20 protein-coding genes are annotated in these 20,732 nt (G+C 39.0%); 11 read left to right on the top strand and 9 right to left on the bottom strand.

Annotation, left to right across the window (positions count from 1 at the left end):
• Nucleotides 1-94 precede the first annotated feature (94 nt).
• Nucleotides 95-1,105, bottom strand: a complete 1,011-nt coding sequence (locus ABIB30_RS07025) for a DHH family phosphoesterase (protein ID WP_354300548.1) — start codon at nucleotides 1,103-1,105, stop codon at nucleotides 95-97.
• Between the two features lie 149 nt (nucleotides 1,106-1,254).
• Between ABIB30_RS07025 and ABIB30_RS07020 the strand changes: the two genes are divergently transcribed.
• Together ABIB30_RS07020 and bamJ are read left to right on the top strand one after the other, a co-directional pair.
• On the top strand, nucleotides 1,255-1,674 hold the full coding sequence (locus tag ABIB30_RS07020) for a nucleoside-diphosphate kinase (RefSeq protein ID WP_068403641.1): 420 nt from the start codon (nucleotides 1,255-1,257) through the stop codon (nucleotides 1,672-1,674).
• Between the two features lie 83 nt (nucleotides 1,675-1,757).
• Nucleotides 1,758-2,480, top strand: coding sequence for a BamJ family beta-barrel-assembly machinery protein (gene bamJ, locus ABIB30_RS07015; protein WP_354300547.1), 723 nt, complete (start codon nucleotides 1,758-1,760; stop codon nucleotides 2,478-2,480).
• A 245-nt stretch (nucleotides 2,481-2,725) separates the two neighbouring features.
• Here the strand turns inward: bamJ and ABIB30_RS07010 are convergent, their stop codons facing one another.
• Complete coding sequence (locus ABIB30_RS07010; RefSeq protein WP_041880746.1) at nucleotides 2,726-3,016, bottom strand: DciA family protein; 291 nt, start codon at nucleotides 3,014-3,016, stop codon at nucleotides 2,726-2,728.
• Entirely contained in the window at nucleotides 3,009-4,112 is a 1,104-nt protein-coding gene (recF, locus tag ABIB30_RS07005) for a DNA replication/repair protein RecF (RefSeq protein ID WP_354300794.1), read from the bottom strand. Before recF ends, ABIB30_RS07010 begins: the two co-directional genes overlap by 8 nt.
• 199 nt (nucleotides 4,113-4,311) lie before the next feature.
• Here recF and ABIB30_RS07000 point away from each other — a divergent pair, with 199 nt between their 5' ends.
• The 3 genes from ABIB30_RS07000 to ytxJ all read left to right on the top strand — a co-directional run bounded on the left by ABIB30_RS07000 (nucleotide 4,312) and on the right by ytxJ (nucleotide 6,092).
• Nucleotides 4,312-4,983, top strand: a complete 672-nt coding sequence (locus ABIB30_RS07000; protein ID WP_354300545.1) for a tetratricopeptide repeat protein — start codon at nucleotides 4,312-4,314, stop codon at nucleotides 4,981-4,983.
• Between the two features lie 73 nt (nucleotides 4,984-5,056).
• Nucleotides 5,057-5,548: a 6,7-dimethyl-8-ribityllumazine synthase gene (gene ribH / locus ABIB30_RS06995; RefSeq protein WP_354300543.1), complete on the top strand. Its 492-nt coding sequence runs from the start codon at nucleotides 5,057-5,059 to the stop codon at nucleotides 5,546-5,548.
• A gap of 211 nt (nucleotides 5,549-5,759) precedes the next feature.
• Nucleotides 5,760-6,092, top strand: coding sequence for a bacillithiol system redox-active protein YtxJ (gene ytxJ, locus ABIB30_RS06990; protein WP_354300541.1), 333 nt, complete (start codon nucleotides 5,760-5,762; stop codon nucleotides 6,090-6,092).
• On the opposite strand, the gene ABIB30_RS06985 is transcribed toward ytxJ, so the two are convergent.
• Nucleotides 6,082-6,486, bottom strand: coding sequence for an OsmC family protein (locus ABIB30_RS06985; RefSeq protein ID WP_068403657.1), 405 nt, complete (start codon nucleotides 6,484-6,486; stop codon nucleotides 6,082-6,084). The genes ytxJ and ABIB30_RS06985 overlap by 11 nt on opposite strands.
• A gap of 199 nt (nucleotides 6,487-6,685) precedes the next feature.
• Between ABIB30_RS06985 and lipA the strand changes: the two genes are divergently transcribed.
• The 3 genes from lipA to ABIB30_RS06970 all read left to right on the top strand — a co-directional run bounded on the left by lipA (nucleotide 6,686) and on the right by ABIB30_RS06970 (nucleotide 9,066).
• Nucleotides 6,686-7,564 (top strand): lipoyl synthase, encoded by an 879-nt coding sequence (gene lipA / locus ABIB30_RS06980; protein ID WP_068403659.1) that lies wholly within the window; start codon nucleotides 6,686-6,688, stop codon nucleotides 7,562-7,564.
• Between the two features lie 67 nt (nucleotides 7,565-7,631).
• Entirely contained in the window at nucleotides 7,632-8,183 is a 552-nt protein-coding gene (locus tag ABIB30_RS06975) for an RNA polymerase sigma factor (protein WP_354300538.1), read from the top strand.
• A 1-nt stretch (nucleotide 8,184) separates the two neighbouring features.
• On the top strand, nucleotides 8,185-9,066 hold the full coding sequence (locus tag ABIB30_RS06970; RefSeq protein WP_354300536.1) for an anti-sigma factor: 882 nt from the start codon (nucleotides 8,185-8,187) through the stop codon (nucleotides 9,064-9,066).
• On the opposite strand, the gene ABIB30_RS06965 is transcribed toward ABIB30_RS06970, so the two are convergent.
• Both ABIB30_RS06965 and uvrA read right to left on the bottom strand, forming a co-directional pair.
• A complete protein-coding gene (locus tag ABIB30_RS06965) occupies nucleotides 9,059-10,555 on the bottom strand; it encodes an NAD(P)H-hydrate dehydratase (RefSeq protein ID WP_354300534.1) in 1,497 nt (498 codons plus the stop codon). The two genes, ABIB30_RS06970 and ABIB30_RS06965, sit on opposite strands and share 8 nt — an antisense overlap.
• A 12-nt stretch (nucleotides 10,556-10,567) precedes the next feature.
• Nucleotides 10,568-13,411, bottom strand: coding sequence for an excinuclease ABC subunit UvrA (uvrA, locus tag ABIB30_RS06960; RefSeq protein WP_354300532.1), 2,844 nt, complete (start codon nucleotides 13,409-13,411; stop codon nucleotides 10,568-10,570).
• A gap of 188 nt (nucleotides 13,412-13,599) precedes the next feature.
• Between uvrA and ABIB30_RS06955 the strand changes: the two genes are divergently transcribed.
• On the top strand, nucleotides 13,600-14,043 hold the full coding sequence (locus ABIB30_RS06955) for a PepSY-like domain-containing protein (RefSeq protein ID WP_354300530.1): 444 nt from the start codon (nucleotides 13,600-13,602) through the stop codon (nucleotides 14,041-14,043).
• Nucleotides 14,044-14,109: 66 nt separating this feature from the next.
• On the opposite strand, the gene ABIB30_RS06950 is transcribed toward ABIB30_RS06955, so the two are convergent.
• Both ABIB30_RS06950 and ABIB30_RS06945 read right to left on the bottom strand, forming a co-directional pair.
• Complete coding sequence (locus ABIB30_RS06950; RefSeq protein ID WP_354300528.1) at nucleotides 14,110-15,561, bottom strand: Gfo/Idh/MocA family oxidoreductase; 1,452 nt, start codon at nucleotides 15,559-15,561, stop codon at nucleotides 14,110-14,112.
• A gap of 193 nt (nucleotides 15,562-15,754) precedes the next feature.
• On the bottom strand, nucleotides 15,755-16,498 hold the full coding sequence (locus tag ABIB30_RS06945; protein ID WP_354300526.1) for a lytic transglycosylase domain-containing protein: 744 nt from the start codon (nucleotides 16,496-16,498) through the stop codon (nucleotides 15,755-15,757).
• A gap of 270 nt (nucleotides 16,499-16,768) precedes the next feature.
• Between ABIB30_RS06945 and ABIB30_RS06940 the strand changes: the two genes are divergently transcribed.
• Nucleotides 16,769-18,271 carry a pseudouridine synthase gene (locus ABIB30_RS06940; protein ID WP_354300524.1) on the top strand — a complete coding sequence of 501 codons (1,503 nt, stop codon included), beginning with the start codon at nucleotides 16,769-16,771 and terminating at the stop codon, nucleotides 18,269-18,271.
• A 13-nt stretch (nucleotides 18,272-18,284) separates the two neighbouring features.
• Nucleotides 18,285-19,421, top strand: a complete 1,137-nt coding sequence (locus ABIB30_RS06935) for a lactonase family protein (protein ID WP_354300522.1) — start codon at nucleotides 18,285-18,287, stop codon at nucleotides 19,419-19,421.
• Between the two features lie 74 nt (nucleotides 19,422-19,495).
• On the opposite strand, the gene bshA is transcribed toward ABIB30_RS06935, so the two are convergent.
• Nucleotides 19,496-20,641: an N-acetyl-alpha-D-glucosaminyl L-malate synthase BshA gene (gene bshA / locus ABIB30_RS06930; protein ID WP_354300520.1), complete on the bottom strand. Its 1,146-nt coding sequence runs from the start codon at nucleotides 20,639-20,641 to the stop codon at nucleotides 19,496-19,498.
• Nucleotides 20,642-20,732 lie beyond the last annotated feature (91 nt).

The following is a 20,732-nucleotide window of genomic DNA, read 5'->3' as shown; positions in this document are numbered from 1 at the left end:
CCTGACGTTCCATTTTATTTGTTTGTTTTTTCTTTTAGAGTCCAAATTTAAACAGACGCTTACAAAAAGCAAGTTTAAGCAAACTTTAAATTAATTACTGCAATAATTGTGTTTTATACTCTGGTAAAATAGATTTAAAGTGTGCAATGGTGTCTTCCAGGTTCAAATCAGAGTACCCGCCGGCTGCATTTCTATGCCCGCCACCGTTGAAAAACTTCTTACAAATCTCATTCGCAGGAAAATCACCTGTTGAGCGCAACGATAATTTAACTTTATCCGTTCTTTCAATGATAAAAGCAGCTAATTTGATTCCATTGATAGAAAGTGCATAGTTTACGATACCTTCTGTATCACCAGTAACGATGCTGAAGCGTTTGAGTTCTTCGGCAGTAACTGAAATAATAGCGGTATTAAATTCTCTGATAATTTCCAGTTTATTAGTCAGACAGTTCCCCAGGAAACGCAAACGGTTTTCTGTTGCATTGTCATAAACTAATTGATGAATACGCCAGTGTTCTGCTCCTGCATCAATCAAATCAGCACCAATACGGTAAACTGTAGAAGTTGCAGAAGGGAAACGGAATGAACCTGAATCGGTCATAATACCGGTATATAAACAAGTAGCAATGTCTTTATTCATCAGCTCACCATCTTTCAGTTCATTGACAATAAAATCGTAAACCAATTGGGCCGCTGCACAAGCATTGATACTCCAATGTCTGTAATCGTCAAAATCTTCAGGATCAAGGTGATGATCAATCATGATTTTATAGGCAGATGAATTCCGGATTACTTCGCCAAGCTCGTTAATACGGCTCAGGGTATTGAAGTCCAGACAGAATACAAGCGCAGCATCAGCAACTAATTGCTCTGCTTCTTCTTTGGCTTCTGTATAAATCATTACATCAGAGTTATTTGGTAACCAGTGTAAGAAATACGGATAATCTGTTGGGGTAATTACGGTTACATGATGTCCTTTCTGGATCAGATATGCGTATAAGCCCAAAGAAGAGCCCATAGCATCGCCATCAGGTTTATGGTGTGTAGTAATTACAATTTTCTGCGGCGTTGCCAGCAATGTTTTGAGTTGGGAAAGGGATAGCATAGTTTTCGCTGCAAATCTAATAATTTAATAAATAGGAAGCTGTTTAATTTTAATCAGATGCGCCTGAACAATTTTCTAAAGTCTTCTTTTATTTAGCGCTTTAATATTAACTATAGAAAATGTAATTTTGCAAAATAAATAACACAAAGATGACTACAAACAGAACATTTACAATGATTAAGCCAGATGCAGTTGCAAATGGACATATCGGAGCAATTATCAATGACATTACTGCTGCTGGTTTCAAAATCATTGCTTTAAAATACACTCAATTAACAGCTGAAACTGCTGGTAAATTCTATGAAGTACACAAAGATCGTCCATTTTATGGTGATTTAGTTAGCTTCATGTCTTCAGGACCTATCGTAGCTGCTATTCTTGAAAAAGACAACGCTATTGAAGATTTCAGAAAATTAATCGGTGCTACTAACCCTGCTGATGCAGCAGAAGGTACTATCCGTCAAAAATATGCTAAATCTATCGATGCGAATGCTGTTCACGGATCTGATTCGGATGAGAATGCTGCAATCGAAGGAGATTTCTTCTTCACTGCTGCTGAACGTTTCTAGTTTTGGCTTGAATAAAATTATTAAAATAAGCACTCTTATGGGGTGCTTATTTTCGTTACGACAACATTGAACCAATTCTAAAGATGAAGAAATTAATTATTACCCTTTTGATTCCTTTTTGCGGTTATGCGGTAACTGCACAAACTAAACGTAAATCTGCAACCAAAAAAGCACCTGTAAAATCAGCCGTTGCTCCTGCAAGAATGACCAGCCTTGCAGATTCAGCAAGTTATGCTTTCGGTATTTCTATGGGTTCCGGCTTAAAGACCAATGGTCTTAAAACATTAAACTACGATTTACTGATTAAAGGCTTAAAAGATGCTTTTCAGGGACAAACACCGTTATTAAACGAGCAGGCTTCTCAAAAAGCAATCGGAGACCTTTTTAAAATAATTACTATGGAAAAATATGCACCACAGATCGCTAAGGAAAAAAACTTCCTGGAAGGCAACCTGAAACAAACCAATGTAAAACAAACAGCGAGCGGTTTACAATATATTGTGATTACACCGGGCGAAGGTCCAAAACCAACCGCTACAGATAATGTACTGGTCAACTATAAAGGTACTTTATTAGACGGTAAACAATTTGATAGTTCTTATGATAGAAAAGAACCGCTTTCGATTGCAGTCAACAGAGTAATTCCAGGATGGACAGAAGGTTTACAGTTGATGTCTCCAGGTTCGAAGTATAAATTCTTTATCCCTTATAATTTAGCTTACGGTGAGCGTGCCATGGGAAAAGACATTCCTGCCTACAGTATGCTGATTTTTGAAGTTGAATTACTGAAAATAAACGGTAAATAATATTTTTAAAAACCATTTCATAGACGATTTGTTGTGACTAAATAAATTAACACACTATGGAAATTAAAAGATATTTACCACTCGCATTTGTAGCTCTGATCATGACAACTTTAAGTAGCTGTCAACTTATAGAGGGGATATTCAAGGCCGGAGTCTGGTCCGGTATAATTGTAGTTGTAGTAGTGCTTGCCCTTATTATATGGGTAGTCAGCAAAATATTTGGTGGCGGAAGTAAAGGCTAATCACTATAAGAATACAATTTCATTGATGACCTCGGAACCGGCACGTTCATTCAGTTTCTGGATGATGCCGGTTCTAACCATTAAGAGCTCATTTTTTATAACTGAAGATTCTATCCGGACAAATAACTTCTTATGCGCAATATAAATTTGTGTAGTCCGGTTCCCAATTGCAGTTCCCATAATTTCGGGCCACATGGCCACTACTCCAGTTTCATCGAATTTCCCTTTTAACCTATAAACAGACAGCATTTTTGAAATGGCATCTTTCAAGGTCATATCATTAGGCTTACGCATGTTGTATCCCTCCATTTATTACTTCAAATAAAGTTACGGGAACTTTGATCTTATCGAAAATATTCAGCACTCTTTCTTTTCCCGTATCGGTAATAAAAATCTGTCCGAAGTCATGGTGGGAAACCATTTCCATCAGTTTGTGCATCCGGCGTTCGTCGAGCTTATCAAAAATATCATCTAATAACAATAAAGGTTTGAAGCCTTTATATTTTTCCACATAAGCATACTGTGCGAGTTTTAATGCGATCAAGAAAGATTTCTGTTGTCCTTGTGAGCCAAACTTCTTTAAGGGCATTTCCCGGATGGTGAAAATCAGATCATCTTTATGGATTCCGGTAGTCGTTCTTTCGAGTACTTTATCTTTTTCTATAGCTTGCAGCAGTAAAGTTTCAAATGGTGTATCATTTAACTGAGACTGATAAGTTAAACAAACCTGTTCTGCATCTTCTGTCAGATATTGATAGTATTTATTAAACAGTTCTATATAATCTACCATAAATTGCTTGCGCTTGGTAAAAATCTTCTCTCCGCAGCCAATCAGCTGTTCATTAAAGATTTCAAGCAAAGCCGGATCATAACGGCGTGTAGTTGCGATCTGCTTCAGTAAAGCATTTCTATTGAGCAGATGCCTGTTGTATAACATCAGTTCGTCAAGATATTGCGAATCGGTCTGAGAGATCACATTGTCCATAAACTTACGGCGCTCTTCACTCCCATCCATAATGATCGTGACATCATAAGGCGAAATCATGACCAATGGAAACAGGCCGATATGACTGGCCAGTTTATCGTATTCTTTTTTATTCCGCTTAAATTGTTTTTTCTGATTCTTCTTGACACCGCAGGTGATCTTCTCATTTTTTTCCTGGCGGTCGAAATCGCCCTGGATCATAAAAAGTTCTTCTGCAGTTTTGATCTGCTGACTGTCAATCGGATTGAAATAGCTCTTGCAAAGGCACAGGTAGTGGATCGCATCGAGCAAATTGGTCTTCCCGGCACCATTATTCCCAATAAATGCGTTCACCGTTTTTGAAAACCGTAAATCAGCATCAGAATAATTCTTGAAGTTGAGCAGAGTAATGTTTTTTAACCACATAGTATGAGCTTGCAAAGTTACCGTTTAGCTTTGTTAAAAGAAGCTGATCTATAGATTTGTTTCATGATTATCCTATTCACATCTAATTCAGGAGGTTCGAAAAACAGTAAGTATCAAAATTTTTATTTAAATACTGAAAAAGAGGTTGATACTTTAACCGAAAAATGTATTTTTGCAATCCTTAATTTTTTTAAATAAAATGTCCACAACAGAAAAAGAAGTAAATCATAACGTTAAAAAAGGTTCATTCTTAGAGGAAAACTCTAAAAGCCTTTTATTCATTGCCGCAGCGGTAATCGTATTAGTGATCATATACTTTTGGTATCAGAATGTATATTTAAAGGGCAGAGCTGAAGAGGCTTCTGCAAAAATGTACAAAGCAGAACAATATGTTGGGGTAGATTCTCTGGCTAATAAAGCGATCACCGGAGATGCAGGTTATCCTGGATTTGAAAAAATCGCTGAAGAATATAACAATACGAAGTCAGCGAACTTAGCAAACCTTTACCTTGGTGGAATTTATTTACGTAAAGGGGAGTACAAAAAAGCTACTGAAGTTTTAGGCAAATATTCAGAAACAGGAAGCCCTGTTGCAGATCCACTGGCATTAGGAATGTTAGGTGATGCTTACAGTGAGCTGAAAGATTACAGCCAGGCGATTACTTATTACAAGAAAGCAGCTGACAAATCAAGCAACAAGTTTACTTCTCCATTGTTCCTTAAAAAACTAGGATTAGTTTACGAATCACAAAAAGACTATAAAAACGCAGAAGACGCTTACAACAAAATCAAAAATGAGTTCCCTGCAAGCCAGGAAGCTACCATGATTGATGAGTACATTGCGCGTGTTACTGCTGCACAAGGAAAATAAAATTTAAAAATTTTTGACAAAGGCCTGCATTTTATGCGGGCCTTTTTTTTGTTTTAATACTTATCTTTGCACCATGGCATCACAATTAAAAAATCTATCTGACTTTTCTCATACTACTGTTCCTGATGGCACAGCTTATAAAATCGCTATTGCAGTTGCTGAATGGAATGCAGAAGTAACTGGCAGCCTGTACAAAGGCGCTTTAGAAACACTTCTAAAACATGGCGTTAAAGAAGAAAATATTATTTCTTTAGCTGTTCCCGGAAGTTTTGAATTGACTGGCGCAGCAGAGATCCTATTGAAGAAACATGCAGATCTTGATGCAGTAATCTGCCTTGGCTGTGTAATACAGGGAGAGACCAGACATTTTGATTTCATCTGTGATGCGATAGGCAATGGGATAACTCAAGTAGGAATTAAATATAGTAAACCAGTTATTTTTGGTGTATTGACAACCAATGACTTACAACAGGCTTTAGACAGATCTGGTGGCAAACACGGTAACAAAGGTGATGAGGCTGCTTTTACAGCAATAAAAATGGCTCATTTCTTGCATACAGCATAATAAGGAATTGCTTTTTTTTCTGGAATAGTGTAGATTAGCAGAAGAATAATCAAAATCTACGCTCATGAAGAAGTTAGCTATAGTGTTACTGGGAGTATTCTTTGCAATAACAGTTTTAGAGTCTTGCTCTAACCGTATCTGCCCGGCATACAGTTCGTATCCAAAAGGCAACCGGAGAAAGTAAGCCGGACAAATTAAAAATAGAAATTAGATGGAGTGGAAGAACATAACTGATCCAGATCAGATCAGTGGGATAAAAACGCAGGAAGGTTATAGTTTAATTTTTAAACACAGCACCCGTTGTTCAGTGAGTATGATGGCAAAAAAACGTTTTGAACTGGATTGGGAAATTATCCCTGAAGGTACTAAACTATATTTTCTTGACCTGATCAGCCATCGTGCAATTTCTGCACAGATAGCTGAAACATTTCAAGTTCACCATGAGTCTCCTCAGATCTTATTGATTAAGGATGGCGATTGTGTACTGGATGCCTCTCATAGTGACATCTCGGCTGATGAAGTAGCCGAACTGATTAATAATTAAAAGAAATAGTTTTCTTTAAGTCAGGATGAAGGCTGTAAAATACCGGACAGGTATTTGCAGACCTTTCAATAATCTTTTTGTCTTTATCAGAATAGTTATTTGCGGGGAACTGGAGGACAGCTATAATTTCAGCTACTCTTCTGGGGCCTTCTGCCATAATTTTCGTGATTTCGCAGGTAGCGCCATCAATATTAAAGCCATGTTCTGCTGCAGCAATCCCTACAATAGTAATCATACAGTTTCCCAGAGAAGTAGCCAGCAGATCTGTCGGTGAAAATGCTTCCCCTTTACCTTTATTGTCTACAGGTGCATCGGTAATGATTTCATTGCCCGAACGTAAATGAACAGAGGTAGTTCTCAATCCTCCGTTATAAGTTATTTTTGAAGTTGCCATATCAGGTTGTTTTTTAGGTCAGCTTAAATTCTGGTTAAGCCTGCTTTACAAGATTAACATAAATTATTTATGATATCAATAATCTTTGAACGTGTATTTCACCTGGTTTGTCATAATTTAATCGTTTTTAAGCATAACATTACACCTTACATACATTTCATGTTTATAACAATTCAAACCTATTGCTTAACTTTGTTGCATGATCGAACTTCCGGTTGTTTCAGCAAACCCAGTACAACGTAAACCAGATTGGCTTAGAGTTAAGCTTCCTGTAGGTAAAGAGTATGCGCAAGTGCGCAGTCTTGTAGATACCCATAAATTACATACCATTTGTGAAAGTGGCAATTGTCCGAACATGGGCGAATGCTGGGGTGCGGGCACGGCAACATTCATGATTCTTGGTAATATCTGTACCCGCTCCTGCTCTTTTTGTGCGGTGGCAACAGGCAGACCAAAAGCTGTGGATACCGACGAGCCTAACCGGGTTGCAAATTCAGTGAAATTAATGCAGGTTAAACATTGCGTAATTACCTCGGTAGACCGCGATGATTTAAAAGATGGTGGCTCTATTATCTGGGCAGAAACTTTACAGGCTATCCGCAGAGAAAGTCCTTCTACAACTTTAGAAACGCTTATTCCTGATTTCAGAGGTATTTGGGACAATTTGTACCGTGTATTGGAAGAACGTCCTGAAGTGATGTCTCATAACATCGAAACGGTACGCCGTTTAACTAAACAAGTGCGTGTTCAGGCAAAATATGACAGAAGTCTGGAGTGCCTGAAAAGAATCTCAGAATTCGGTTTGAGAACTAAGACAGGAATTATGCTTGGCTTAGGAGAAACTGAGGATGATGTACTGGAAGCAATGGATGATTTAGTGGCTAATGGTGTACATATCCTGACTTTAGGCCAGTACTTACAACCCACACGTAACCACCATCCGGTTGTAGACTGGATACATCCTGATCAATTTGCAAAATACAAGGAAATTGGAATGCAGAAAGGTTTGAGATATGTAGAAAGCGGTCCGTTGGTCCGTTCTTCTTACCATGCAGAAAAACACCTTTTTGATTTTTAATCCGTAGCAAACAAGTTCAAACAAAAACACCTTTGAACTTGTTAAACATTCTGTATATTAGCAAACATTGGCACCGAATAAAAAAATATCCCTTACAGAAGATGATCTGGTGCGTGCACTGAAAGGTCAGGAGACTATCGCTATTCAGGCTTTATATGATATGTATTCTGCAGCACTGCTGGGGGTAATTTTCAGAATTGTACAACATTCGGAAATAGCTGAAGATTTATTACAAGACACTTTCATTAAGATCTGGCATTCGGCAGAAAGCTACGACAGTAGCAAAGGCCGTTTATTTACCTGGATGATTAATATTGCCCGTAATCTGGCAATAGATAAAATCAGATCCAAGGACTTTAAAAATGCCAGTAAAAACCAAGACCTTGAAAATAACGTAGATTTCATTGACCTGCAAAGAAAGGTAACTTTCAACGCGGATACACTGGGAATCAAAGACATGGTTACTGCACTTAAACCAGAATTTAATAGTGTATTAGACATGGTTTATTTTAAAGGTTATACCCATGTAGAGGCAGCAGAAGAACTGAATTTACCATTAGGTACGGTTAAAACCCGGATCAGGATGGCTATTATGGAATTAAGAAAGCATTTTAATTAAAGTGGAAGAGGCAAAAGCATATATCGAAACAGGCATACTTGAACTTTACGTTTTAGGGCATCTCAATGCTCAGGAACAACGTGAAGTAGAGAAAATGGCGGCAAAGTATCCTGCGATAAAAGAGGAGATTACCGCTATTGAAATTGCTATGGAACAATATGCGGTCAAACATGCTATTGAACCAACCAAAGGACTGGATAAACAGATATTCGAAAAATTAGGTATACCTGCTGATACGGTACCTGTTCATGAAGTACCTGTTCCAAAGGAAACTATTCCAGTACCAAATCACGAAGCTAAAATTATTCCATTGGTGGCAGACCATGCAGCTTCGACAATCAGAACATTAAGATATTCATTAGTAGCCTGCGTTGGACTATTGGTCGTGAGTGTGGCCGCACTTTATGCAACGCACGATAAGTTAACTATTGCCAATCAGCAAATCATTGCGATGAATGTTGACAAAGAAAAGTTTGCCAGTACGGTAAGTTTCATGAAAGATGAAAACAAAGATTTACAGGAAATCGCAGCTATTTCTGCAGACCCAACCTGGACAGCTGTAAAGCTTGCAGGAACAAAAATCTCTCCGCAAGCGAATATGATGGTTTACTGGCACAAAAAGGGACAGCATGTAATGGTAGATAATACTAAAATGGCTCTTCCTCAAAATGATGCTGCACACCAATACCAGTTATGGGCTATCGTAGATGGCAAACCGGTAGATCTGGGTGTATTTGATGCCAAATCAGGACCTGGAAAATTATTGCTGACGATGAAAGAGGTTGGCCATGCACAGGCTTTTGCTGTTACACTTGAAAAACGTGGTGGCAGTCCAAGTCCGACTATGGAAAAGATGATTGCTATGGGCGGCGTATCTATCTAGTTAATCCTTTTACTACTTCAGGAAGATGTTCAGCAATCGCTGATGCTTTGACAGAAACCCTGGTCATAGCAAGCTGATCTCCAGACGTTCCATGTATAAAACAGGCCGCATAGGCTGCTTCAATAGCTTTATAGCCTTGTGCAGCGAGTGAGGCAACTAAACCCGTCAGTACATCTCCCATCCCCCCCTGCCCCATTGCAGGATTACCAGTTGGATTAATCATAACTTTTCCTTGCTGATCAATTATAAAAGTATACTGATTTTTAAGTACGATCACGCATTTTAACTCCACAGCTTTTTCTCTTGCAGTTTCTAAACGCGCCCACCAGGATTCATGCGCACCGAAAAGGTGATCAAATTCCTTCATATGAGGAGTTAAAACAGAATCTTCAGTCAATTGCTTCATTAAGCTTTCATCATTCCCTAAAAGATGCAGCGCATCTGCATCAATAACCAGGGGAACTTTTAGCTTTAACAAACTTTTTAACAATTCAATAATTGTAGCATCAGTACCCAAACCCGGCCCAATAGCGATGATTTTGAATTTATCCAATCCGGATGATGCAATGGTGAGTTCTTTCCGGTCGAGATACATCACTTCAGGAAGGGCCGTATTTAAAGCTGTCAAACCACTTTCAGGAATGGAAAGCGTTGTTAAGCCTGCTCCACCATATAAACACCCTTTAGCGGCAAGGATTGCTGCGCCCATAGTTTCCTTTTGACCAGCGATGATCAGGGCATGCCCGTAAGTCCCTTTATGGGTAAAAGGTTTACGAGGTTGAATCAGGTCTTTGATATCATGCTGTTCCAAAAGCTGATAAGGAGAAACTTGCTTTTCGATAAATTCTTCATCCAGACCAATTGACACTACACGGAAACGGTTTAATGCCGCTGCCGACTCAGGGAAAAAGAAGTTGATCTTTGGCCGCTGAAAACAGATGACCAGATCTGCTTTGATAAAGTGATCAGTTTTTGTGATTGCGCCTTCAGCAGGAAATCCAGTAGGGATATCCACTGCAATTACCTGGCGGTTTAAGCCGTTGATAAATGTAGCAAGTTCCACATAAGCACCACTCAAAGGCTTGTTTAAGCCTGATCCCAGAACGGCATCAATAATGACTCCGTCTTTTATATTTTTGAGGTCCCCTACAGTTTTAACCGCGGTTAAAGGAAACCACAAATCCTTTAACCGGTTGAGGTTCGTTTGATATTCTGCAGTCTCTTTCTCAGAAAAATCAATCAGATAAACTGCAGCTGCGGTATACCCTTTCTCCTGCAGTATTCTTGCAATAGCTAACCCATCTGCGCCATTATTACCCTTACCACATAAAATATTGATGGGAGTTTCTACAACCTTTATTTCTTGTACAAACTCACTTACAAATGCCATAGAGGCAGTTTCCATCAATTCTATGGAAGATATATCCAGGTTCTTAATTGTAAATACGTCTGCCGAACGCATCTGCTGCTGATTGATTAGCTTCTGCATGTGATGTATAAGTTAGTGTTTCATTTCTTTTTTCAGGAACTTTCCTGTCAGACTGATTGGATTTTGAATCAGGCCTTCGGGTGTACCTTCAAAAATGATTCTTCCACCACCAGCACCGCCTTCTTCTCCCAAATCAATTACCCAGTCGGCCACTTTGACTACGTCCAGGTTATGTTCAATGACTAATACGGTATTTCCTTTATCTACCAACTCATTTAATACGCCCAGCAATACATTGATATCTTCAAAGTGAAGGCCGGTTGTCGGCTCATCCAGGATATAGAAAGTTTTTCCAGTATCCTTTTTGGATAATTCAGTAGCCAGCTTAACCCGCTGTGCCTCTCCGCCAGATAAGGTAGTAGAAGATTGTCCTAAAGTGATATAGCCTAAACCAACGTCCTTTAAGGTCTTTATCTTACGGTAAATGACAGGCATGTTCTCAAAGAATGCACAAGCATCTTCAATACTCATATCCAGTACATCACTGATTGACTTACCACGGTAACGCACTTCCAGTGTTTCCCGGTTGTATCTTCTGCCACCACATTCTTCACAAGGTACGTGCACATCAGGAAGGAAATTCATTTCGATAACCTTCATTCCGGCACCCTGGCAAGTTTCACATCTTCCGCCTTTTACATTGAAAGAGAAACGACCAGGTTTATAACCTCGTATTTTGGCTTCCGGTAATTGCACATACAGATTCCTGATATCAGAGAAAACCCCGGTATAGGTAGATGGATTTGATCTTGGTGTTCTGCCAATCGGCGCCTGATCAATTTCGATAACCTTGTCTATTTCCTTAATCCCATTGATCTTCTCATAAGGTAAAGGATGTTTTTTCGCTCTGAAAAAGTGATGGTTTAATATTGGATATAAAGTCTCCGTGATCAAACTTGACTTACCACTTCCGGAAACTCCGGTCACTGCAATAAATTTACCTAACGGAAAGTCTACAGAAACTTCTTTCAGGTTATGACCGCTGGCTTTGATGATAGATAATTTATGTCCGTTCCCTTTTCTTCTTCTAGCAGGAACAGTAATTTCTTTCTTTCCATTCAGATAGGCTGCAGTGAGCGTTCCTGATTTCAGAATCTCTTTTGGTGTTCCCTGTGCAACAATCTGTCCTCCGCGTAAACCTGCCGCCGGACCAACGTCAATAACGTAATCAGCTTCCAGGATCATGTCTTTATCATGTTCCACAACCAATACTGTATTTCCAAGGTCACGCAGATTTTTCAATGCACCAATCAAACGTTCATTATCGCGCTGGTGAAGTCCGATACTTGGTTCATCCAGAATATACATGACGTTCATCAGTTGTGAGCCGATTTGTGTAGCCAGACGAATCCTTTGTGCTTCACCTCCCGACAGGGTTCTTGCTGTTCTGTCCAATGAAAGATAATTTAACCCCACATCGGTCAAAAAGCCCAGTCTGGTTCTGATTTCTTTCAGGATTTCTTTAGCGATTATATTTTGTCTTTCATTTAAACGGCTTTCTAAATCATTAAACCAGCCCTTAAGGCTATTAATGTCCATTTCTGCCAGTTCAAAGATATTCTTGCCGTCTACTTTAAAGTGAAGACTTTCTTTTTTCAGCCTTGCGCCATTACAAGAAGGACAGGTTTTAAGTTTACGGAAGGTTTCCATATCATCAACGGCACCCTCTCCTTTTTTCTCATTCTGTTCTTCCAGTAATTTAATAATCCCATCAAACGTAATCTGATAGTTCTGTACATTCCACTTGTTATATTCAACAGCTACCGACAGTAAGTCAGGGCTACCATTAAGCAGAATATTTATATTTTCTTCTCCTAATTTCTCAATTGGAGTGGAAAGAGAAAAGTTGTATTTTTTGGCCAGTGCTTTAATCACCTGGAACATCCAGATATCACGGTATTCACCCAATGGGGCTAATCCACCGCTCATGATACTTAATTTAGGATTAGGCATTACCGATTCTCTGTCTACCACGAAGATATAGCCTAAACCATCACATCTTTCACAAGCTCCATAAGGAGAGTTGAAAGAAAAGCTGTTTGGCTGTGGTTCATCATAAGAGATCCCTGTAGTAGGGCACATCAGAAACTTGCTGAAATGAGAAACATTATTCTCCTTATCGCTGATTTTAATAATTCCTTTACCCACACGCATAGCAGTCTGGACAGAATCGATTAACCGTTTATGATCTTTTCTGTCTACCAGTAAGCGGTCTACAACAATTTCTATATCATGTATTTTGTACCTGTCAACCTGCATTTTTGGAGTCATATCCTGTATTTCTCCGTCAATACGCACTTTAACATATCCTTGTTTACGGATTTGTTCGAATAATTCCCGGTAATGTCCTTTCCGGCCTTTAACTACAGGTGCCAGGATATTAACAGCAACGCCCTCATATTTATTGTAAATATTATTCAGAATCTGATCCTCGCTCATCCTTTCCATTTTCTCTCCTGTATTGTAAGAGAACGCATCGGCAGTACGGGCGTACAGCAGACGCATGAAATCATAGATTTCTGTGATGGTACCCACAGTTGATCTTGGATTTTTGCTGGTAGTTTTCTGTTCAATGGCAATTACAGGACTCAGTCCTGATACTTTATCTACATCAGGCCTTTCCATGCCTCCCATAAATTGACGGGAATAGGCGCTGAAAGTTTCCATGTAGCGACGTTGTCCTTCGGCATAAATTGTATCAAATGCCAGTGATGATTTACCACTGCCACTTAAACCAGTTATTACAACCAGTTGATTACGCGGAAAAGAAATATCTATGTTTTTAAGGTTGTGAACCCTTGCACCGTATACTTCAACATCTTTTTGTTCACCCAGATCGATGGTATTTTTGCTCATATATATCTAAAAAATGCGATTGAAATCTTTGAAATAAAGAAAGCAAATTTGCAGCCACAAAAGTACCCATTTTTCTTTGAATAGCCTATCGCGGTTTATTTATTGTAAACTTTGAAATCCCTGTTCTTTTCAAATTAAAAGGGTTCCTTGATAGCAAACAATTATTTGACGTTAATGTTACTTTAAATATGAATTACAAAAGCAAGATTTTGGCATTATTCCTCCTGATTGGAGGAATTTCCAGTAGTAAAGCTCAGGATATACATAAAAAAGATGTTCCGGACGCAGTGAAAACTGTTTTCATTAAGGCTTACCCAAAAGCAACTGATGTAGACTGGAAAATGAAAGGCTCAAACTATGAGGCGAAGTTTGATTTGGGGAAAGTGGATCACAAGGCAACTTATACTGCTTTGGGTAAAACAATATCTTTTGAAAAGGATATACCCAATTCACAACTTCCGGCTGCAATAGCCAAAAGCATCCGGACCAAATATCCAAAAGGGCGGATAGATGATGTAGACTGGATTAATACTGGCGGCAAAATCACTTACAAGATTGATATTGAAGGTACGCCAGATGTAAATGTCTGGTACAGCGTTGATGGTAAGTTTATCAAAGAGGTTGCTGACTAAGACCAGGAATAAAGAATTAAAGCCATTGAGAAATATTCAATGGCTTTTTTGTTCAGCAAAACGGGACTAAATATTCGCCACAAGATTTCCGGCTGCTTTCTGCTGAATATGTGACAGGTAAGCTGCCGACATCATTTTTACACTATTCAAATGACTGTCAATATTTGATTTCAAATCTTTTTTATCCAGATCCCCCTGAATGAAACCAAGAAACTCTGCAATCACAGCTGTTTTGGCTTGTTCTGTTAACAGCTTGGAGTCATCAAATTTATGCAGCGCTGACAAGTCTTTCATGGTAATCACTTCCAACGGATGTTTCCCGCCCAGCATTCCTATATTCCGGAAGATATAGATATCAAAATGATTATTCCCGCCAACTTTATAATCTCTCTTGTCATTATGCTGGTGCTTATCTTTTGCCTGATAAGAGTGAATCTGAATATTTTGAAAAGGACCTTGCTGAATATTATGATATTCATGTTTTACCCGTCCATTCCCTTTATACAGATCTGCCCCGGGAATTACCCAGTCTCTTCTGCTAAAGCTGTTGTGCAATAAATTAATAGTAATATTCGCCATGTTTACGCCATCTTTTAACAAGCGTACCAATACAGTGGCGTCAATTTCTCCATAATCTTCAAATATATTCACCAGTTCTGCATCATCGTATACTTTCACCTGTTTATAATCCCCTTTAAAATTCGCCTCATAATCCTGCTCATTAAGTTGTTTGATAAATCCTTCAGGCAGAACCAAAGAACTGATGACTTCCATCTCATCCGGGGTTTTCGCCGCTATTGCAGGAGCATCATAGAACTGGCTGACAATATCAAATATATGATATCCACTATGCGACATCTTTCCATGGCCTTTATTATAGGAATGATAATCCTGTAAGACTATTTCTGAGGGCAAACGCCATTGCCCATCGCTATGACTGGAATGAATTGCTGTGACCGGGCAATTGGTAGCTGCACTCACCTCCTTGATTCTTTCCATGACATACTGGAAACCCGGATGATATCTACGCTGCACATTGATAGAAAAAATAGTAGATTTTTCTTGTTGAAAGTCATTATAAAGCTGTAGCAACTGCTGATAATCATCGAGGATTCCATTTGCTTGTAGCGGATCTGAGACTGCATTTTCCCTGGTGCTGACAGGTTTGTCCATCAGGATATGCAATTTCAAGCTCAATGCCCATTCTGCATAGGCATGATGAACTGATGGTTCCGTAGCAATAATTACTGCATTTATATTATTCTCTTTCACAAATTCATTTAAATCATCCCTTAAAGCACCTGGCAATTGTCCTGTAAATGGGTCAATAAATAGTGTCTTAATCTGATAATCATTTTTTTCAAAATGATGTGCAATCTTTGAAGCTTCCGGCTTAATATCAATTGCGAGTGAAATTTCGACTTCGAATTTTTGCTTCAGCTGAGTGAGTGCAGGGAGATATACGCGTTTTGAATGGGGACCGATACCCACTAAAATTATTCGTGTAACAAATTTCATCAGGAGCACATTTTTTAAACTCACTAAATATATAAGTTTTCAATTACACTAAAAGCCTTTCTAAATTAAAATAAAGTAAACGAATCGTAACCTGTAAGAATAAATTTTCAAGGTAGACAAAGGCCATTCAGGGAAGAAACTGCATAAAAAAAGCCGGCTATTGCCGGCTTTTAATTTCATATCAGTACTATTGTTACTCCCTGTTTGTATTGGTGTCGCTATGCATAGCCAATACGCCTTTGGACTCGCGGTAACCATACCGGGAAGGATCCCTGATGATTTCTTTCATCGAGATCAGTTTGTAAACATAACCGGCTGTTTCACGATTCAGTTTCATTTTGAAATAATTATCCTGATTTTGTCTGTTGATCTGCTTTCTCATGTGGTTGTCACCAACATTATAGGCTGCAGCGACTAATGTCCAGCTATCAAAAACACCATACAATTCTTTGATGTATTTGCAGGCTGCTATAGTAGATTTACGTAAGTTCTTACGTTCGTCAACTTCTGAGTTTACTGTCAGTCCGTAAGTACGGGCTGTACCCGGCATAAATTGCCAGAATCCATTAGCTCCTTTTGGAGACATTCCACCTTGTAAACCAGACTCTACAAGAGGCATGTATTTAAAATCGTTTGGAATCCCATAAGCAGCAAGAATAGGCTCGATAATCGGAAACCATTCTGCAGCCATTCGGTGCAGGCGATTTGTCTGGAGGTTACTGTAATTATACCCCGCAAGAGTTTTCTTCATTTTTTTCTGCACCCTGATGTCACCCAGAGGTAAAGTTTCTTCTGCGAAATTTAGCTGAGCTATTTGATTTACAGGCTCTTCTGTGATAATAGTGGTAGTCGTTGTAATGCTTTTTGTCGTGTTGTTAAGTCCTTTTTTTGAACTTTTAAATGCTTGGGGCATGTTGTAAGCAAACACTTTTGCCATAACCAATAATCCTAAAATTATTGAACATGTTATTATGTGTTTCTTTATCATTTTCCTCCTTTTTTTGGTGAACAATTATAAAACGCCTGCAAATGTACCTTATATTTATCTAATAATCAACATTTTACAGAAATAAGCAATAAAATCAAGGTTTAAACACCAATAGGCCGCGATTTTATTTTTAATAGACATCCTGAAAATATAAATGACTAATTGCGCGATTTTTATTAAATTTGCACCCCGCATTAATTATGTGGTTAACAGCGTATCATGACAAATAACAACAACAGGAACAGTCGGGATGACAAGTCCAAACCGGGAAACCGAAGCACAACAGGTAAAGGCCGTAGTGGAGCAGATAGTGCTTACAAGGGTAAAAGCAAGTTTGGGGATAAAGAGGGGAACGACAAGAGTAAATTTGGTGCTGGTAAAGATAACTACAGACCAAGAGCCAGTAAAGATGGTGATGATTTTAAAGCAAGACCTCCAAGAGACGGTGATAGTAGTTTCAGACCAAGACCAGGTAGAGATGGCGAGGCAAAAAGCTTCTCATCAAGACCTCCAAGAGACGGTGAAAGACCAAGAGCAGGCAGAGACGGCGATGCAAAAAGCTTCTCATCAAGACCTCCAAGAGATGGTGACAGACCAAGAGCAGGCAGAGACGGCGATGCAAAAAGCTTCTCATCGAGACCTCCAAGAGATGGTGACAGACCAAGAGCAGGCAGAGACGGCGATGCAAAAAGCTTCTCGTCAAGAGGTGGTGCTGGCGGCAAAACATTCAAACCACGTGCATTTAAAGAAGGCAGTTCTAAAGAGATGCCAAGAAATGAAGGCCGTAGTTATATAAAGAAAGACAATTTCAGTACTGATGGAGAAAGACCATTCAGAACTTTTGAAGATAAAAAAAGCACTTCCAGAAGTACAGATAGCAGACCATTCAGAAAAAGAGAAGAAGGTGCCCCCGCAAAACCATATTCTGGTGCGCCAAGGCCTTTTGCTGAAAAAGCGCCTGTTATGCGCAGCAGAAAGGAAAGCAGCTTTAATACTGTAGACGACGGAAAAATCCGTTTGAACCGTTACATTGCCAACTCTGGTATCTGTTCACGCCGTAAGGCAGATGAGCTGATTGCTGCAGGTGTGGTTTCTGTAAATGGGGTACCGGTTTCTGAACTGGGACATAAAGTAGATCCGGGTAAAGACGAAGTACGTTACAATGGCGAATTGCTGAAACGTGAAAAGAAAGTTTACGTGATCTTAAATAAACCTAAAGACTACATTACTACAACCGATGATCCTCAGGAACGTCGTACGGTAATGTCCTTGGTAGAAAAAGCAAGCAGAGAACGTATTTATCCCGTTGGTCGTTTAGACCGCAATACAACAGGTCTTTTATTAATGACAAATGATGGTGATTTAGCAGATAAGTTATCTCATCCAAAAAATGGAATTACTAAAATCTACCATGTTGAGTTAAGTAAAAGTTTAAGTCAGGGTGACCTGAACAAAATTCAGTTCGGATTAGAATTAGAAGATGGTATTATTAAACCAGATTCTGTATCTTACGTAGCCGGAGGTTCTAAACGTGAAGTAGGCATCCAGATCCACAGTGGAAAAAACAGGATTGTCCGCAGAATATTTGAACACCTGGGTTATGAGGTTGTTAAATTAGACCGTGTGGTTTATGGTAACCTGACCAAAAAAGACCTTCCTCGTGGAAGATGGCGCTTTTTAGAAGAACATGAACTGATTCAGATCAAACATCTGATCCAGTAATTATAAATGATTTATGAGAAAAATATTTTGTCTGTTAACCGCTACCGTTTCTTTTTTTTCTGCTAAAGCACAACAGGCAGATTATCACCTGGTGATCGGAACTTATACAGCTCCGGGTAAAAGTGAAGGAATTTATGTTTATGATTTTAACACGCCTGATGCTGCTGCTAAGTTTAAGTATGTAGAGAAGAACGTGATTAATCCAAGCTTCCTTACCGTTACACCCGATCGCAAATTTGTATATGCAGTGAACGAGGATGGTGAAAAAAGTATGGTAAGCGCCTTTAGCTTTGATGCGGTTGCAGGAAAATTAGGTTTTCTAAATAAACAACCTTCAAAAGGTGCGGATCCTTGTTATTTGATCGCAGATGACAAAAATGTATTGATTGCTAACTATAGCGGAGGCACCATCGGTGTTTTTGGCAGAACAGCAAACGGTTCACTGACTCCGGCCAAACAGGTTGTTAAACATGTAGGATCAAGCGTTAACAAAGACAGACAAAGCAGTGCTCATGTTCACATGGTACGTTTTACTCCTGACCACCGTTATGTGATCGCGAATGATTTAGGAAAAGATAAAGTATATACTTACGCTTACGCTAAAGATTCAGAACATAACGTGCTTGTTTTAAAAGATAGTATTGCTATCAAACCTGGCAGCGGACCAAGACATATCACCTTTAGCAGCAATGGCAAGTTTGCCTATCTGATCCAGGAAATGATTGCTCAGGTAACCGTTTTCAGTTATGCTGATGGCGTGTTCAAAAAGATCCAGGAAGTATCTATTGTAGCTAAAGATTTTAAAGGCGAAAATGGAGGTTCTGATATCCAGCTTACTGCTGATGGAAAGTTCTTATATGCAAGTAACAGAGGTACTGCCAATACGATCACCACTTTCGCTGTTGAAAGTAACGGTCAACTGACTAATAAAGGCCAGACCAGTACTTTAGGCAATGGTCCAAGAGCTTTTGTGATTGACCCAAGTGGTAACTGGTTATTAGTTGGACATCAATATACCAATAACGTTGTAATTTTTAAACGTGATAAGGTTACTGGCGCATTAAAAGACAGCGGAAAAAGAATTGAAATAGGTGCTCCTGTTTGTTTTGAGTTCGTCGCTAAACAAACAACACTGGACAGCAAGATGTAATCAGAATTATATATAAAAAAAGAGGCTTCAAAATGAAGCCTCTTTTTTTTTGGAATAAGAATTAAACGTAGCTATTAAGCAGGCTGTAAAGCAAGATTTTTAGCGATAATGTCATTGTAATAGTCTACATACAATGGTAATATCTTTTTCAGATCAAAGTCCTGTGCTCTTTTGAATGCATTTTCTTTAAACGTGTTCAGCACTTCATCATTTTCCAGGATCATGATGGCTTTCTTTGCCATATCATCCACATCACCTACATTGCTCATATAGCCGCAGAAACCATCTACATTCAATTCCGGTAAACCACCAGCATTAGAAGTAATGATAGGCACCTTGCAAGCCATAGCCTCTAACGCAGCCAATCCAAAACTTTCCGTTTCAGAAGGCATCAGAAATAAGTCAGCCACAGAAAGGATTTCCTCTACTGCATCTTGTTTCCCTAAAAAGCGTACATGATCACAAATACCAAGATCCCGGCATAACTGTTCGTTATTCGCACGGTCAGGCCCATCTCCTACCATCAGTAACTTAGATGGGATTTTATTCAGGATCAATCTGAACATCTTAATCACATCTGCCGTTCTTTTCACTTTTCGGAAATTCGAAGTATGAATGAGAATCCGTTCATTGTTAGGCGCAATAGCCTTTTTGAAATGATCTTTTGGTTTCAAGCTGAATCTGCTGAAATCTATAAAGTTAGGAATCACCCTGATCTCATTTGTGATATCAAAGTGGTTGTTCGTATCTTCTTTCAGGTCATTTGAAACCGTAGTAACTCCGTCAGATTTATTAATCGAGAAGGTAACTACAGGTTTATAAGTCGGGTCTTTTCCAACTAAAGTAATATCAGTTCCATGGAGCGTAGTTACAAACGGAATGTAAATACCGTAGGTTTCCAGGATTTGTTTCGCCATAAAGGCAGCAGAAGCATGTGGAATTGCATAATGTACATGCAGGATATCCAGCTTCTCAAATCTCACCACGTCTACCAGTTTACTGGCCAATGCAGACTCATAAGGCGCATAGTCAAACAATGGATAATCCCGGACTGATACTTCATGATAATAAAGGTTAGCAGAGAAAAAGTCTAACCTTGCAGGCTGGCTATAGGTGATGAAATGGACCTGATGTCCTTCATCGGCCAATGCCTTTCCCAATTCTGTAGCGACAACACCACTACCGCCAAATGTAGGGTAACAAACAATACCTATTTTCATCAATTATAGATTATCTATAACAGTTTTAACTAAACTGTTTCACCCGCAAATTACAGTACTAAAACTGAGCTTTGTGTTAAACAATTGCAAT

Origin of the sequence: Pedobacter sp. UYP1 (assembly GCF_040547305.1) — a bacterium.
GTDB lineage: Bacteria > Bacteroidota > Bacteroidia > Sphingobacteriales > Sphingobacteriaceae > Pedobacter.
Note: the sequence above shows the minus strand (reverse complement) of the source record. Positions and strands in the feature narration are given on the sequence as shown.

Coding starts and splice junctions, on each gene's coding strand:
- ABIB30_RS07025 (WP_354300548.1), bottom strand. CDS start 1,105: ATGCTATCCCTTTCCCAACTCAAAACATTGCTGGCAACGCCGCAGAAA.
- ribH (WP_354300543.1), top strand. CDS start 5,057: ATGGCATCACAATTAAAAAATCTATCTGACTTTTCTCATACTACTGTT.
- uvrA (WP_354300532.1), bottom strand. CDS start 13,411: ATGAGCAAAAATACCATCGATCTGGGTGAACAAAAAGATGTTGAAGTA.
- ABIB30_RS06965 (WP_354300534.1), bottom strand. CDS start 10,555: ATGCAGAAGCTAATCAATCAGCAGCAGATGCGTTCGGCAGACGTATTT.
- bamJ (WP_354300547.1), top strand. CDS start 1,758: ATGAAGAAATTAATTATTACCCTTTTGATTCCTTTTTGCGGTTATGCG.
- ABIB30_RS07000 (WP_354300545.1), top strand. CDS start 4,312: ATGTCCACAACAGAAAAAGAAGTAAATCATAACGTTAAAAAAGGTTCA.
- ABIB30_RS06935 (WP_354300522.1), top strand. CDS start 18,285: ATGAGAAAAATATTTTGTCTGTTAACCGCTACCGTTTCTTTTTTTTCT.
- ABIB30_RS06950 (WP_354300528.1), bottom strand. CDS start 15,561: ATGAAATTTGTTACACGAATAATTTTAGTGGGTATCGGTCCCCATTCA.
- recF (WP_354300794.1), bottom strand. CDS start 4,112: ATGTGGTTAAAAAACATTACTCTGCTCAACTTCAAGAATTATTCTGAT.
- ytxJ (WP_354300541.1), top strand. CDS start 5,760: ATGGAGTGGAAGAACATAACTGATCCAGATCAGATCAGTGGGATAAAA.
- ABIB30_RS07010 (WP_041880746.1), bottom strand. CDS start 3,016: ATGCGTAAGCCTAATGATATGACCTTGAAAGATGCCATTTCAAAAATG.
- lipA (WP_068403659.1), top strand. CDS start 6,686: ATGATCGAACTTCCGGTTGTTTCAGCAAACCCAGTACAACGTAAACCA.
- ABIB30_RS07020 (WP_068403641.1), top strand. CDS start 1,255: ATGACTACAAACAGAACATTTACAATGATTAAGCCAGATGCAGTTGCA.
- ABIB30_RS06940 (WP_354300524.1), top strand. CDS start 16,769: ATGACAAATAACAACAACAGGAACAGTCGGGATGACAAGTCCAAACCG.
- ABIB30_RS06945 (WP_354300526.1), bottom strand. CDS start 16,498: ATGGCAAAAGTGTTTGCTTACAACATGCCCCAAGCATTTAAAAGTTCA.
- ABIB30_RS06985 (WP_068403657.1), bottom strand. CDS start 6,486: ATGGCAACTTCAAAAATAACTTATAACGGAGGATTGAGAACTACCTCT.
- ABIB30_RS06955 (WP_354300530.1), top strand. CDS start 13,600: ATGAATTACAAAAGCAAGATTTTGGCATTATTCCTCCTGATTGGAGGA.
- bshA (WP_354300520.1), bottom strand. CDS start 20,641: ATGAAAATAGGTATTGTTTGTTACCCTACATTTGGCGGTAGTGGTGTT.